Origin of the sequence: Clostridium sp. MCC353 (genome assembly GCF_018785315.1) — a bacterium.
Lineage (GTDB): Bacteria > Bacillota > Clostridia > Lachnospirales > Lachnospiraceae > CHH4-2.
This window is the reverse complement of record NZ_WQPN01000137.1, coordinates 525-12936: the sequence shown is the minus strand read 5'-3', so window position 1 is coordinate 12936 and position 12412 is coordinate 525. Positions and strand designations below refer to the sequence as shown.

Sequence of the window (12412 nt, the reverse complement as noted above, 5' to 3'; positions counted from 1 at the left end):
GAGTTTACCGTGAATGGGCATCGGACCGCCTTCTTTCCTGCTGAAAGCCTTAGTTCCACTTAATGGTTGGAATCAGACCCCTGTATCGTTGGTTTTCCCCGGTCCCGCTCTCCGGTCTTCTGTCCCGCCGTCCGCCCTCCCCGCTTCCCTGCGTAACTTTCTTCAATTAAATCCCAATTTTCCCTACCCCTTCACCGCCCCATCCGTCATTCCCGCCAGCATATACTTACTCAGGAAAAAGTAAATAAACAAGGTGGGAATAATCGTGAGCGCGATCGTAGTAAAAGTCCGCCCCCAGTCCGTAGCCCCATACATTCCCACAGTTTGATCAGAGCCTGGGAGAGTTCTATAGCCAGTTCGCCGCTGGTAACGATTGTAGCCGGGTCAAATTTATCATCCCATGAGATCCAGCCCTGTTCCACGCCTACCAAATCCTTATAGATATCCTGCATCACTACCGGAAGATCCCCTGTCATTTCCTCATCCAGCGGAGAAAAAAGCTGATGCGCATAGGCGTATTCCGTATGATGGTTTACAAAATATTCAAAGAAACGCTGAAGTTCCGGGTCATAAGCTCCCTGGCTGATTCCCCATGCTTTTCCGGTATGGACAGGTATGGATACCGTATTTCCCGTATAGCTATTTGGATACGGAACCTGGAAATATCCGATCTCCCCATTGGCATATGCCTCTTTCATCGAATCCGTCACATTGTTAAATCCTGTATAGACAATGGCTGCCTGCTTGCTCGCGAAGGCATTGACACAGTCCGCAAAGGCCAGATTCTCAAACCCCTTGATAAAATACTTGTTGGATGCCAGTTCATACATCAGATTGACGCCGTCCACAGCGCTCTGGTCTTCCTCGTATTTGATTTCACCCTTTTTAAAACGGTTAATAAACTCTCCGCCTCCGCTCACCCACGGAATGAATGATATAAACCTCAGGTTCAGCCAGGACTGGGAACCGGCCAGGGAAATGGGCGTCTCGCCATTTTCTTTCAGCACCTTACAGCAGTTTAAGAAATCGTCCCAGGTCGCAGGAACTTCCAGATTGTATTTATCAAATGTATCTTTCCAGTACCAAAACAGCTCGCAGTATCGGCCGTCCGGGTACAGGTACAGGCTGCCGTCGTCGAATTTCAGGAAATCCAGGCATCCGGCATTGAATTTATCATACATATTCATCCGTTTCAATTCTTCTTCCACATTAACCATCTTGCCGTCCCCTGCCAGTTCCGCGGATAATGTGCCGTTTGGAATCTGGAACAGGTCAGGCAGTTCCCCTCCGGCGATATACAATTTCAGTTTATTTAAATACTGGTCATGATCCGGGATCGTCTCCACTTCCCAGGTAAAATTCGGGTTCATCTCCGCCTGATAAGCCTTCAGCGCATCGTCCCACACCCAGTAGCTGGCATTGGCCTCTGTGAGCTGGGTGTAGATTTTAACATGGCGTTTTGGCTTTTCCTCATTTCCACCAGAGACAGATTGCTGGGAACCGGGCTGGGCCGATCCCGCCTGATCCGTTCCAGGCTGCGCTGCCCCGCCCTGTGCCGCTCCTGCCTGTCCGGCTCCGGACTGGGCCGCCCCGCTCTGTTCGGAACCTGCCTGCGCTCCACCGCCATTTGTCTGTGTTTTTGCCCCGCAGCCGGAAATGGCCCCCATCAACATCACCGCTGCCATTCCCAATGACACCAAACGTCTTCTCCTCATACCTTTTCCTCCTTATTTTTTCAATCCCTTTGCTATGGATACATTTTTTATCTTCAGACCGCCGTCCGTCACATTAAGCGCCAGGCTGTCTCCGGGCTTTTGATACATTCTGGCGTTCAGTGCGACTCCATTTACATAAATGGTTGCAATCGTACCGTCCACAATCAGCCGTATATTGTAAAATTCTCCCGGACAGAGCTTTATTGGCCGTTCCAAGCCCATATTCATACACTGAGGCCATGGAAAATTAGGCGATTTTTCAAATATCATCCGGTTCTCGCCAACCAGAAACTTAAATTCGTAGGCAGCTCCTGTCTCTTCATCCTCATACAGGCGTAAAGCGAAATCCCTGGTTCCCTTTTTAAACATGACATCCGCCTCAAAGCTGTAAAGTTCCCCGCACCCCTGTAAAAGCACCGCTTCCTGCCTGGAATCTTCTGTTTCCATCTCCCAATCCCGTGGAGCATTTTCCCGTTCTCCAAATGCCGCCCAAACAGTGTCCGGCATTTTCACGCCCAGGGTGTTGTCCTCCCTTTGGAATATTTCGTGGGCAACAAGGGCTCCGCCCCATTGGAAATTGTTTTTATCGTCGTCCTCTTCCCTTGTGGGCACCCACCCGAATAAAATCCTCTGCCCTCCCACCTCAAATGTCCGTCCCGCATAATAGGCCCTGCCGTCAAACCCATCGTCGGCCGGCGCTTTCCATGGCCCTTTCAGGCTTTTGCTCATTCGGTAAACGATTTTTTTCTTGTCGCTGTACTCAGAATTCAGCAGATACCACCAATCCCCTATTTTGAACAGATCCGGCATTTCATGCATGGTAAATATCCCCGGAGCCCAAAAGTCCCCTCTGAATTCCCAATTTTCCAGATCCTCCGATGTAAAATAAACATTGCAGCCGTTGATCTGCTTTTTGCCGTCCAGTTTCCTGGCCCCCAAAATCAGCCAGTACTGCTTCTCTTCCTCATTCCAAAATACAAATGGATCTCTCCAGTCATTGGGATCATATCCGGGCTGGGGGGTAAAGCGCAGCTTGTCTTTTGTTTTATCCCAATGAACCAGATCGTCGCTGACCGCGTGCATCAAAACCTGGGACGGCTTTCCCTGGGCTTCATATTCCCGGTTAAATCCGGTATAAAAGGCGTGAAACCTGCCCTGGGCCTGAAAAATGCTCCCCGCATAGATATACTGGTCCTGCGCCTCGTACTCTCCCCGTTTCAAAACCTCTCCGTAATCTTCAAAATGTACAAAATCCTCTGTTACCGCCAAAGACCAGCCAAACGGCTGTCCCTCCCTCAACGGCTTGGGGTTTCTCGTATCCCTCTGATGAAATACATAAAATTTCCCGTCATATCCAAACGGCATACAATCCCCAAACCAATGGCCCTCAGGCTGATAATATAATTTCTGCATCCCTCTGTAAACTCCTTCCCTTTGTGAATTTCTGTCTTCATTATAACAAAGCGGCATCCCACGTTAAATCCAAAGTATTTATCCTCTTTCTTCACGGGTTCTGTATAATATTTTTGTCCTTTTATATGATTATTTTGTCTATATTTACCATTAATTTGACTTTTATGTCACATTTTTGTACTATTTATTATAATAAATGTAACAGTTCAGACAGCGGAAAATTGATAGAGAAAGTAATGGTGGAACCATGGCGGAAAAAATTCATTTTTTTAGAAATATGTCCATACGCAACAAGCTGCTGTCGTATTTTTTTCTGATCATTGCGATGATCAGCATTTTCGTTTTCCTGCCCATTTATATGAAAACTTTATCCATTTTAAGAAGCAGCACCCAGCAGCAGGCCATCGATGCCGTCATTCAGACTTCCACTGCCCTTGATAATACCTTGAACAGCATCTGTTACATGGCGGACTTCATATCTTACAGCACAGAAATCCAGTCCATTTTGACCGAAAAGCTGGATGCTCCCTATGAAAGCTATGACGACGTGCCGCCTTCTTATTTTTCTACGGCAGAGCGTGTACTGATCACCAACTATTCTTCCAATAAGTTAAATACCATCAATATTTTTGCGGATAACGGCATGATTTTTGAGGTTCCCAACAGGATTCCCACCTTTGACAGCCATGAAATTTCAGTTATAAAAGAGCTGGCGGAATCGGACAGCGGCAGGATATCCTGGCATTTTTTAAGGGATGGGGAACTTTGTCTGCTGAAGGAAATCCGCAATATTACGACTACCAGAAATTTGGGAGCGCTGACCATTTCCGTCAAAAAGAAATACCTGGACAGCAGCATCAACCAGTCATTTATCTCGGGAAAGGGCAATCTGGTCATACTTGATTTATATGGAAATTATATCTGCGGAAAGGCTTACGCTCCTGATCTATACCGCAGCTTATCCGTTCTGGATTCTTCCTCCTCTTCTTTTTCAAATATTGAATATGAGGGCAGCCCTTTTCTTGTGACCGCCAATGCCCTGCCCGATAAAGGGCTGGTGGTGTACGGCCTCATTTCGGAAGACGCTCTGTACGGCCAGTTAAACCAGCTTTTCCGATGGGCCGCCTCTTTTGTGGCTGCCATGACCGGAGTGGTGTCCTTTGTGGTCATATTTTTTTCCAATTCCCTGATCCGCCCGCTGCACAACATGGCCAATTCCATGGACATCGCAGCCAAAGGAGATTTTACGGTATCCCTCCCCATCGAAAGCGACGACGAAATTGGCCAGTTAAGCCGCCATTTTAATTCCATGGTCCAAAAAGTCAACAGCCTCATTGATAATGTATATAAAAAAGAACTCCTCTATAAAGACGCTGAATTTAAAATGCTCCAGGCCCAGATCAATCCGCATTTCATATACAATGTGCTGGATACCATCAGTTGGACGGTCCAGCTAAACGGAATGCCGGAAATCTCCAAAATGGCATCGGCCCTCAGCCGCCTGATGCGGATCAGCATCAACAAAAACCAAAACATCACCTTAAAAGAGGAGTTGTCCTGTGTCCAGGACTATCTTCTGATCCAAAAAATCAGGTATCAGGATAAAATAAGCGCGGTCATCGATGTGGATGACCGTCTGAACGACCTGGTCATTCCCAAACTGATCCTGGAACCCATTGTGGAAAATGCGGTTGTTCACGGGTTGGAGGGTAAGGTAGGAACCGGATTGATTCTGGTTAGAGGGGAATTGTCGGAGGACACCGTCATTTTCACCATCAAGGACAATGGAATCGGCATCACCCAAAAAAGACTGGAAGAAATCTGGATCAGCCACTCCAAATCCAACAGCACCCATACGGGCCTGGGTTTTCTGAATGTCCACAGCCGCATCCAGTATATCTACGGCACGGATTACGGCCTGGATATCAAATCCCAGCCCAACAGCGGAACCACGGTCACCATTCAGATCCCCTATATTTCTCTGCCTGATCAGAGAAAAAATGAATAACTGAATATAACTGAGGCATGGAGGCCAGCTGGAGGGAGGATTAAAATGAAATTGAAAGTATTGATTGCGGATGATGAAATCATGATACGAAAAGGATTGGCCGCGTTTCCCTGGGCCGATAATGGATATGAACTTGTGGGACAAGCCGAAAACGGAGAAGAAGCGCTTTTGATGACCCGGGTGCTCTCACCGGATATCATAATCAGCGATATTAAGATGCCGGTGATGGACGGGCTGAATTTAACCAGGAATATAAAGAAGGATTATCCTTCCATTTACGTAATCCTGCTCACCGGCTTTGATGAATTAGCGCTGGTCAAACAGGCCCTCCACCTTCATGTGGACGAATACCTGCTAAAGCCCACGGACCCCGAAACCCTGTTAAACACCCTGAATAAAATATCAAAAGCCATACATATCAGAAAGAATAAGGAGGCCCAGTTCCAGAAATTAAAAGTACAATTTCAGACGGCCCTTCCCACCCTGCGGTCCAACCTGTTTTCTGACCTGGTGGACGGCCGGTATGTTTCTGAAGAACTGGCCCTGGACACCTTCCGGCTGTTTGAAATTCCGGTGGGCAGATATGTGGTAATATCTGCCGCGTATTCTATAGAAGATACTCCGTCCCTCAGCGGCAGCCGCCAGGAAGTTTTAGAAAATTACATGACTTCCATGGCCATACGCAATACCTGCAAAGAAACCTTTAAAAACTTGACTGCCGACACTCTGACCTACCATTCCGGAGACCGGATACATTTCCTCCTGATTTTTTCAGAATCCATCTCAGAGGCGGATTGTATGGCCATTGTACAGCTCGGAACCCACAAAGCAAAAAAGGCGATTTTGTCCGATCTGGGTGTCCACCTGTCTTTCGGCATCAGCAATATGGGGGATTCTCTTACCGGAATCGGCGCCCTTTACTATCAGGCCGCATTTTCCCTGAATCAATGCTGTTTTTTTAATGATGATCCCACCTTATATTTTAAGGATATCCAGTCAAATGACAGCGAGGATTATCACGTCCCGGAAGCCCGGAAAGAAGCATTTGAACGGAGTATCAGAACCGGAAACCGGGAAGAGATGCAGAACTTCATCCAGTATCTGTCCCATCTGTTCATGACTTCCCAATCTCCGGATATGAACCGATGCAGGCACCTCATCATTGCCACTCTTCTGCAGGCTGTACAGACCGCAAATGAAAAAGCCCTGCCGAACAAGCCTTCCTCCGATCACAACATGGCCTGGATCTACCAGATTCTGGACCGCCAGACCCTGGAAGACCTGATGGACTATACAGAAAATTTTTTAAATGACCTGATCTCAGAAAGCTGTAAAAACACCCTTACTCATTACGATGACACCGCCAATCAAATTGTCCAGTATATCAAAGAAAATTACTCACAGGATCTGTCTTTAGACCTGCTGTCCGAATATTTTCATTTCAGCCCCACCTATATCAGCCGGCTGATCCGCAGATCCTACGGAATCAATTTCACTGAAATCCTGAGCAATACCCGGCTTAATGAAGCCAAAAACCTGCTTCAGAACAGCGGGATGAAAACTGCCGAAATCGGCAGGGCGGTGGGATACCACGATACCAGTTATTTTATTCAGTCATTTAAGAAAAAATATGGGGCTACGCCTAATGAGTATCGGAATATTCTTCAGATATGAATAGAGTGGGAAGTATGGGCGGAAGATACGCAGGAAAGCGTAGCGAAGCAGCGGATGGAACGCTGGGCTTTGGGGCAGGGGCGGGGCAGGCGGATTCTGTGGGTGCGGGTATGGAAAATGACTGCCGTCCGGATTGTCCGCTGCACGCAGGTTCGGGGCTGAGGGCGCCGCCGGAGGCCGGGCAGAATCCGCCGGGTGAGGCCGGAGACACAGAAGGCCAGGGCACGTTTCGCGGTTCCAGCGATTTGTTCAGGCCGTCGGCAGCTCTTGGGCCGAAAGGAAGAGAAATGGAGGGGAAATCGCTGACCTCAAAGTCAGCGATTTAGAAAGCCTGAATTGAGAATTTCTTCAGAAATTCTCAATGAATGCTTTCGGTACCCTTCATTTCTCTTCTTTTCGGCCCTAGAGCTGCCCCGGCCTGAACCATGAGCTGGAACCGCGAAATGTGCCCTGGCCTTCTGCGTCTCCGGCCTCATCCGGCGGATTCTGCCCGGCCTCCGGCGGCGCCCTCAGCCCCGAACCTGCGTGCAGCGGACAATCCGGACGGCAGCCATCTCCCATACCCGCACCGCGTTCCCGGGATTCCCGGCGTTACCCACGCCAAGACATTAACTAAAGATTTTCTCTCCCCCCACAAAAGTCTCTCTGACTTTGATATCTTTCAGCCGTCCGGCTTCAGCCTCAAACGGATTCTCTTCCAGCACCACAAAATCCGCCAGCATCCCGGCCTTGATCTGGCCCTTGATTGTTTCTTCAAAGGAAGCATAGGCCCCTTCTATTGTGAAGGAATCAATGGCCTCTTTCACCGTAAGCGCCTGATTGGGCAGGTACGGGCCCACATGGTCTTTCAATGTGGTTCTTGTCACAGCGCACTGGATTCCCGCCATCACATCCGGCAGCTCCACAGGGCAGTCGGATCCATTGGACGTGTGCACAGTATCATATAAAGTTTTGAAATTATAACTGCTTCCCGCCTTTTTTGCTCCAACCCTGTCCTCTACGATATGAATATCATAATCCAGGAAAATGGACTGGATATAAGCGTGAAGGGACAATTCCTTAAACTTAACGATCTGATCCGGCCGCATGATCTGGCAGTGTACAATTCCGTGGCGGTGGTCTGTCCTCGGGCATTCTGCCAAAGCTTTTTCATAGGCCGCCAGAATATCGTCTAAAATCCCGTCTCCGATGGCATGAATGGCCACCTGCATGTGGTGGGAATTGGCAAAGCAGACCATTTCCTCAAACTGTTCTCTGGTGAAGATAGGAATCCCCCTGGTAGACGGGTCATCCGCATAAGGCTCGCTCATATAAGCAGTGCGTGCTCCCAAAGATCCGTCTCCCAGCATTTTCAGCGGCCCGATTCGGAACCATTCACTGCCCCATCCGGTATTATAACCTTTGTCCACAAACTCCTTTAAACCTTCCGGATCCATGAACTGGGCCTGCTGGTTTACCCGCACCGTCATTTTCCCTTCTGCCTCCAATTCGGTGTAAGCATCCAGAATCCTCTGATAAGGCACGTTATTGAAAACCAGTAGGTCGTCTGTCTGGGAAGAGGTGACGCCATAGCTGTTAAGGGCCTTGGACGCAGCGACGATCATCTTTTTAATGTCATCCTTCGTAGGCTCCGGCAGCTTAGAATAGATCAAATCCATGGCATTTTCCCGGAAAATGCCGTTGGGCTCTCCATCCGGCCCCAGTTCAAAATGGCCCCCGGGAATCTGAGGCGTGTCTTTGGTAATCCCGGCCATCGAAAGCGCCCTGCTGTTCACCACGCAGGCATGTCCGCAGGTTCTGGTCAGACAGATGGGATGTTCGGTAGAAATTTCATCCAGATCATACCTGGTAGGAAATCTCTTTTCACCGGTAAAATAATCCTGATTCCAGCCCCGGCCTCTCACCCAGGAACCCGGCTCAATCTGCCGCTCTTCGATAAATTGTTTCACGGCATTTTTAACGGCCTCCATGGATTCCGTATGGGATGCCAGATCCGCCATCTGGAGAGAATATCCGTAATTCACCAAATGCATGTGGGAATCATTGAATCCGGCGCAGACAAAATGGCCCTCCAGATCACAGACCAGGTCCTCTTCATTTTTTAACTTCACTGCCTCTTCATTGGAACCGGCATACAGAAACCGGCCGTTTTCAACTGCAAACGCCTGGCAGAAAGGCATTTCTCCCGTATAAACAACGCCATTGATATAAATAGTTTTCATTTATTTACTTCCTTCCAAACTCTCCTGCTTTTTCTTGTCTTCATAGAAAATCGGGAAGTTTTCGTCCACTTTTCCATCATTCATATAACGGGCCCTGTAGTCCTTTAACAGTTTAAAATAAGTACCTGACAGGATCAGCACCACAATCACATTGATAAATGTAGGAATACCGCTTGTTATGTCCACCATGGTCCAAATGCTCAAGTCCCCAACATGAATTAAATAGAGGGTCAGCAAAAATGGCGGCAGCGCATAGAAATAACGGAACATGACCAGAATCCATTTTTTCAATTTCGCATGATCTCCTGCCAGATGGCGCAGGGTCGCTTCATAATAAACATACCAGCCGCCGGAGGTTGTGACGGAAAAAATCACCATGGTGGCTGTCATGAACAGCGTTCCGAAAAATCCCAGATTATCACGGAATACATTTAATGCAAGTGTAGCATTAGTCGCACCGGATGTCCACTCCCCGGTGATCAAAACGCTGATCGCGGTCACCGTACACACGATAAATGTATCCACAAATACCTCAAAGGATCCCCAAAGCCCCTGCTCCACCGGATGTCTGGTCTTGCTGGAGGCGTGAACCATGGGACTGGTTCCCCATCCGGCTTCATTGGAATAAACGCTTCTGGCCATACCGGTGGAAATGGCCTTCGCCACGGAAACCCCGGCAAACCCGCCAAATGCCGCGCTGCCTGTAAATGCCTCCTTGAATATTGCGGTAACGGTTGGTATCAAGTTTCCTATATTCAGCACAATGATTACGATTCCAAAAAGCAGATATCCCAGGCTCATCACAGGAACCAGTTTCACGAAAATCTGCCCCAGCTTCTTAACACCGCGCCAGATCAGGGCATATGTAAATATTACCAGCAGCAGAGCGGCCAATTCCTGCTTTAATCCCAGAGAAGAAGCCAACACTTCTGATGTGGTAAAATTCGATGCGCTGATAAAAAATGTGGAGAAAATTCCAAGGCCGAACACAAATGCCAGCGGAAGCCATTTTTTACCCCAATGGCGTTCTTCGCCAAGGCCGTATTCCATATAGTAGGTGGGGCCTCCATAGGGATTTCCCTCTTCGTCCGTCCTGCGGTAATACACGGCCAGGGTGACTTCCACCTGCTTAATCAGCATTCCCATCAAAGCTGTCATCCACATCCAGAATACAGCTCCGGGGCCTCCCGTAGTCACCGCTGTGGCAACACCCGCGATGTTGCCGAATCCAACGGAACCTCCTACTGCGGTCGCAATCGCTTCATAAGGGCTCAGCAGGCCTTTATCATTTTCATCCTGAACGTGGTCTTTCCTGAGAATGCACCCCAGGGTACGGTTAAAAATGTACCCCAGATGCCGGATCTGGAAAAATCCGGAACGGACGGTCAGGTAGAGACCTGTAATAACCATAATTGCGATCAGCGGCGGCCCCCATAAAATATCATAGGCAAACCAGTTAAAAAATTCTGTCATTTTAGTATATCCCCCTATTTTTTATTTAGATGCAAAAAAAGCAACGGCGCAGGCCATTGCTTTTTATTACATATTAACAATCCAGCCAATAGCGCCTCCACTTTTCAGTGAGAGTATGCAGCTTCTTAAACTGCATCCCAACAAACAAAACCGGCAGGTCTTATCTGTTTCGGCGGTAAATCCTTTCCTTCCATCTCTATGATCCTGCCGGATCTCCATGGAGCTACTGATCTTCACCGCGCCTCTATTGCATCTTTCTGTATTAAATTTCCAGAATGTGTTTGAACATTGCTTTCCGTCAGTGCGTTCAAACACACACTTAGACATCATACTATCAGTATACCGTTTGTGTCAACCTTTATTTTTTCAATCCGTTTTTCACAATAGGATATAAATCAACTGCAAGTAATCCAAAAACGATGATATAAGCAACTGCGTACATACTGGCCGCCTCTCTTTCCCTTTTGATATCCTTATTATATCAGGATGCCCGGGAATGGCAATTCACAAAATACATAAGAATTTCTTTGGAAACGGATTGTTTTACGGTGATATACACAAATTTTTAGGTTACCTAAATATTTTTTAGTTTTCCATTCATTCCGGCAGATCATTTTCCATTTAATTATTTCCATTTAATTATTTCCATTTAATTATTTCCGGTTAATTACTTCTGGACTGATTATTTCCTGATATTGTTTCCTGATTGATTATTTTCCGGTTGACTATTTCCTGATTAATTATTTTTCTGATTAATTATTTCCAGTTTGTTTATTTCCAGTTTGTTGATTTTCTGACTGATTATTTTCTGATTGATTATTTTCCTTTTGCAGTTCCTGTAAAATGCTTTCCATCTGTGCCATTTCCTCTTCCTGCATACGGATGATATTCTGCGCCATCATTTTCACCGCGCCTTCGTCCGCATAATTCAATATGGCCTTAGACATATCAACTGCCATTTGATGATGCATGTGCATTCCTTCGGCAAAGGCCTGGTCAACGCTGTCACCGGCGCTGTGGCCTTCATGATGGGCGGCCATCATTTCATTATATTCTTTCAAATAGGCCTCTTCCTTATCCTCATCCGTCTGTCCCAGCGCTTTCAGCTCATCGATCAGGGATTTCATCTGCCAGACTTCATCCGTCTGGGTTTCAATAATCGATTCCGCCATTTCTTTCAACTGCTGATTTTTCCCACCGTATTTCAGGTAGCTTTCCGCCATCTCAATAGCCGATTCATGATGAGGAATCATGCCTTCCAGAAAATTGATGGAGGCATTTCCCGACTTTTCCACCTCTGCCATGCTTCTCATCATGTCAGTCATGATCTTATCCTGGTCGCTTAAATACGCTGTAAGGCTCTCGTCTTCCATATCATCGTCCGCCCCCATGGTTCCATGTTCCATCGCCCCATGTCCCATAGCGTTATGATCCATGGTACTCTGTCCCGAAATACTGGCCCCATCTTCCAATGAAGAACTCTCTTCAACCGCTTCTCCGGTCAGGCTGTTTTCATCCCTTCCATTCCTGCTCCGATTATAGCTGACCGCCAGCAGTATTAGCAGAATTACTACAACAGCAGCAATACCTCCAATAAACCAGTAATTGTTTTTTTTATTCATAATTGCTCCCTCCGAATTTTAATTTGATGTTCATGCTCATTGAAATTCTTTTATTATTATCCTGAGGGATGAGTGAAATTATTCATACACGGGAAATGATGGGCGCGGTTCCAAATTATAGGTTTATTTAAAATTGGGATTTAATTGAGAAAGATACGCAGGGAAGCGGGGAGGGCGGACGGCGGGACAGAAGACCGGAGAGCGGTACCGGGGAAAACCAACGATACAGGGGTCTGATTCCAACCATTAAGTGGAACTAAGGCTTTCAGCAGGAAAGAAGGCGGC

General features: G+C 47.3%; 9 protein-coding genes and 1 riboswitch. Of the genes, 3 read left to right on the top strand and 6 right to left on the bottom strand.

The annotated features are described in order from the left end of the window. Positions 1–230 precede the first annotated feature (230 nt). Positions 231–1715: an extracellular solute-binding protein gene (locus tag GPL15_RS22490; protein WP_215700921.1), complete on the bottom strand. Its 1485-nt coding sequence runs from the start codon at positions 1713–1715 to the stop codon at positions 231–233. A gap of 12 nt (positions 1716–1727) precedes the next feature. Next, positions 1728–3128, bottom strand: a complete 1401-nt coding sequence (locus tag GPL15_RS22485) for a family 43 glycosylhydrolase (RefSeq protein ID WP_215700920.1) — start codon at positions 3126–3128, stop codon at positions 1728–1730. Between the two features lie 247 nt (positions 3129–3375). On the opposite strand from GPL15_RS22485, the gene GPL15_RS22480 reads away from it, so the two are divergent. Genes GPL15_RS22480 through GPL15_RS22470 form a run of 3 tightly spaced genes read left to right on the top strand, consistent with a single transcriptional unit; the run spans position 3376 to position 7136 of the window. Continuing rightward, entirely contained in the window at positions 3376–5136 is a 1761-nt protein-coding gene (locus GPL15_RS22480; protein WP_215700919.1) for a sensor histidine kinase, read from the top strand. A 45-nt stretch (positions 5137–5181) separates the two neighbouring features. Beyond that, positions 5182–6810: a response regulator gene (locus tag GPL15_RS22475; protein WP_215700918.1), complete on the top strand. Its 1629-nt coding sequence runs from the start codon at positions 5182–5184 to the stop codon at positions 6808–6810. Positions 6811–6824: 14 nt separating this feature from the next. Further along, on the top strand, positions 6825–7136 hold the full coding sequence (locus tag GPL15_RS22470; RefSeq protein ID WP_215700917.1) for a hypothetical protein: 312 nt from the start codon (positions 6825–6827) through the stop codon (positions 7134–7136). Positions 7137–7212: 76 nt separating this feature from the next. Here the strand turns inward: GPL15_RS22470 and GPL15_RS22465 are convergent, their stop codons facing one another. The 4 genes from GPL15_RS22465 to GPL15_RS22450 form a co-directional block, all read right to left on the bottom strand. Next, positions 7213–7371: a hypothetical protein gene (locus GPL15_RS22465; protein ID WP_215700916.1), complete on the bottom strand. Its 159-nt coding sequence runs from the start codon at positions 7369–7371 to the stop codon at positions 7213–7215. A gap of 47 nt (positions 7372–7418) precedes the next feature. Further along, on the bottom strand, positions 7419–9032 hold the full coding sequence (locus tag GPL15_RS22460) for an amidohydrolase (protein WP_215700915.1): 1614 nt from the start codon (positions 9030–9032) through the stop codon (positions 7419–7421). Next, positions 9033–10505, bottom strand: coding sequence for an amino acid carrier protein (locus tag GPL15_RS22455; protein ID WP_215700914.1), 1473 nt, complete (start codon positions 10503–10505; stop codon positions 9033–9035). It abuts the gene before it with no gap. 81 nt (positions 10506–10586) lie between these two features. Further along, a riboswitch (Lysine riboswitch) is annotated at positions 10587–10760 on the bottom strand. A gap of 497 nt (positions 10761–11257) precedes the next feature. After that, positions 11258–12127: a DUF305 domain-containing protein gene (locus GPL15_RS22450; RefSeq protein WP_215700913.1), complete on the bottom strand. Its 870-nt coding sequence runs from the start codon at positions 12125–12127 to the stop codon at positions 11258–11260. Positions 12128–12412: the final 285 nt, after the last annotated feature.

Excerpts from the sequence above, each read along its gene's own strand:
- GPL15_RS22490 (WP_215700921.1), bottom strand. The coding sequence starts at position 1,715 with ATGAGGAGAAGACGTTTGGTGTCATTGGGAATGGCAGCGGTGATGTTG.
- GPL15_RS22465 (WP_215700916.1), bottom strand. The coding sequence starts at position 7,371 with ATGGGAGATGGCTGCCGTCCGGATTGTCCGCTGCACGCAGGTTCGGGG.
- GPL15_RS22470 (WP_215700917.1), top strand. The coding sequence starts at position 6,825 with ATGGGCGGAAGATACGCAGGAAAGCGTAGCGAAGCAGCGGATGGAACG.
- GPL15_RS22460 (WP_215700915.1), bottom strand. The coding sequence starts at position 9,032 with ATGAAAACTATTTATATCAATGGCGTTGTTTATACGGGAGAAATGCCT.
- GPL15_RS22450 (WP_215700913.1), bottom strand. The coding sequence starts at position 12,127 with ATGAATAAAAAAAACAATTACTGGTTTATTGGAGGTATTGCTGCTGTT.
- GPL15_RS22485 (WP_215700920.1), bottom strand. The coding sequence starts at position 3,128 with ATGCAGAAATTATATTATCAGCCTGAGGGCCATTGGTTTGGGGATTGT.
- GPL15_RS22475 (WP_215700918.1), top strand. The coding sequence starts at position 5,182 with ATGAAATTGAAAGTATTGATTGCGGATGATGAAATCATGATACGAAAA.
- GPL15_RS22480 (WP_215700919.1), top strand. The coding sequence starts at position 3,376 with ATGGCGGAAAAAATTCATTTTTTTAGAAATATGTCCATACGCAACAAG.
- GPL15_RS22455 (WP_215700914.1), bottom strand. The coding sequence starts at position 10,505 with ATGACAGAATTTTTTAACTGGTTTGCCTATGATATTTTATGGGGGCCG.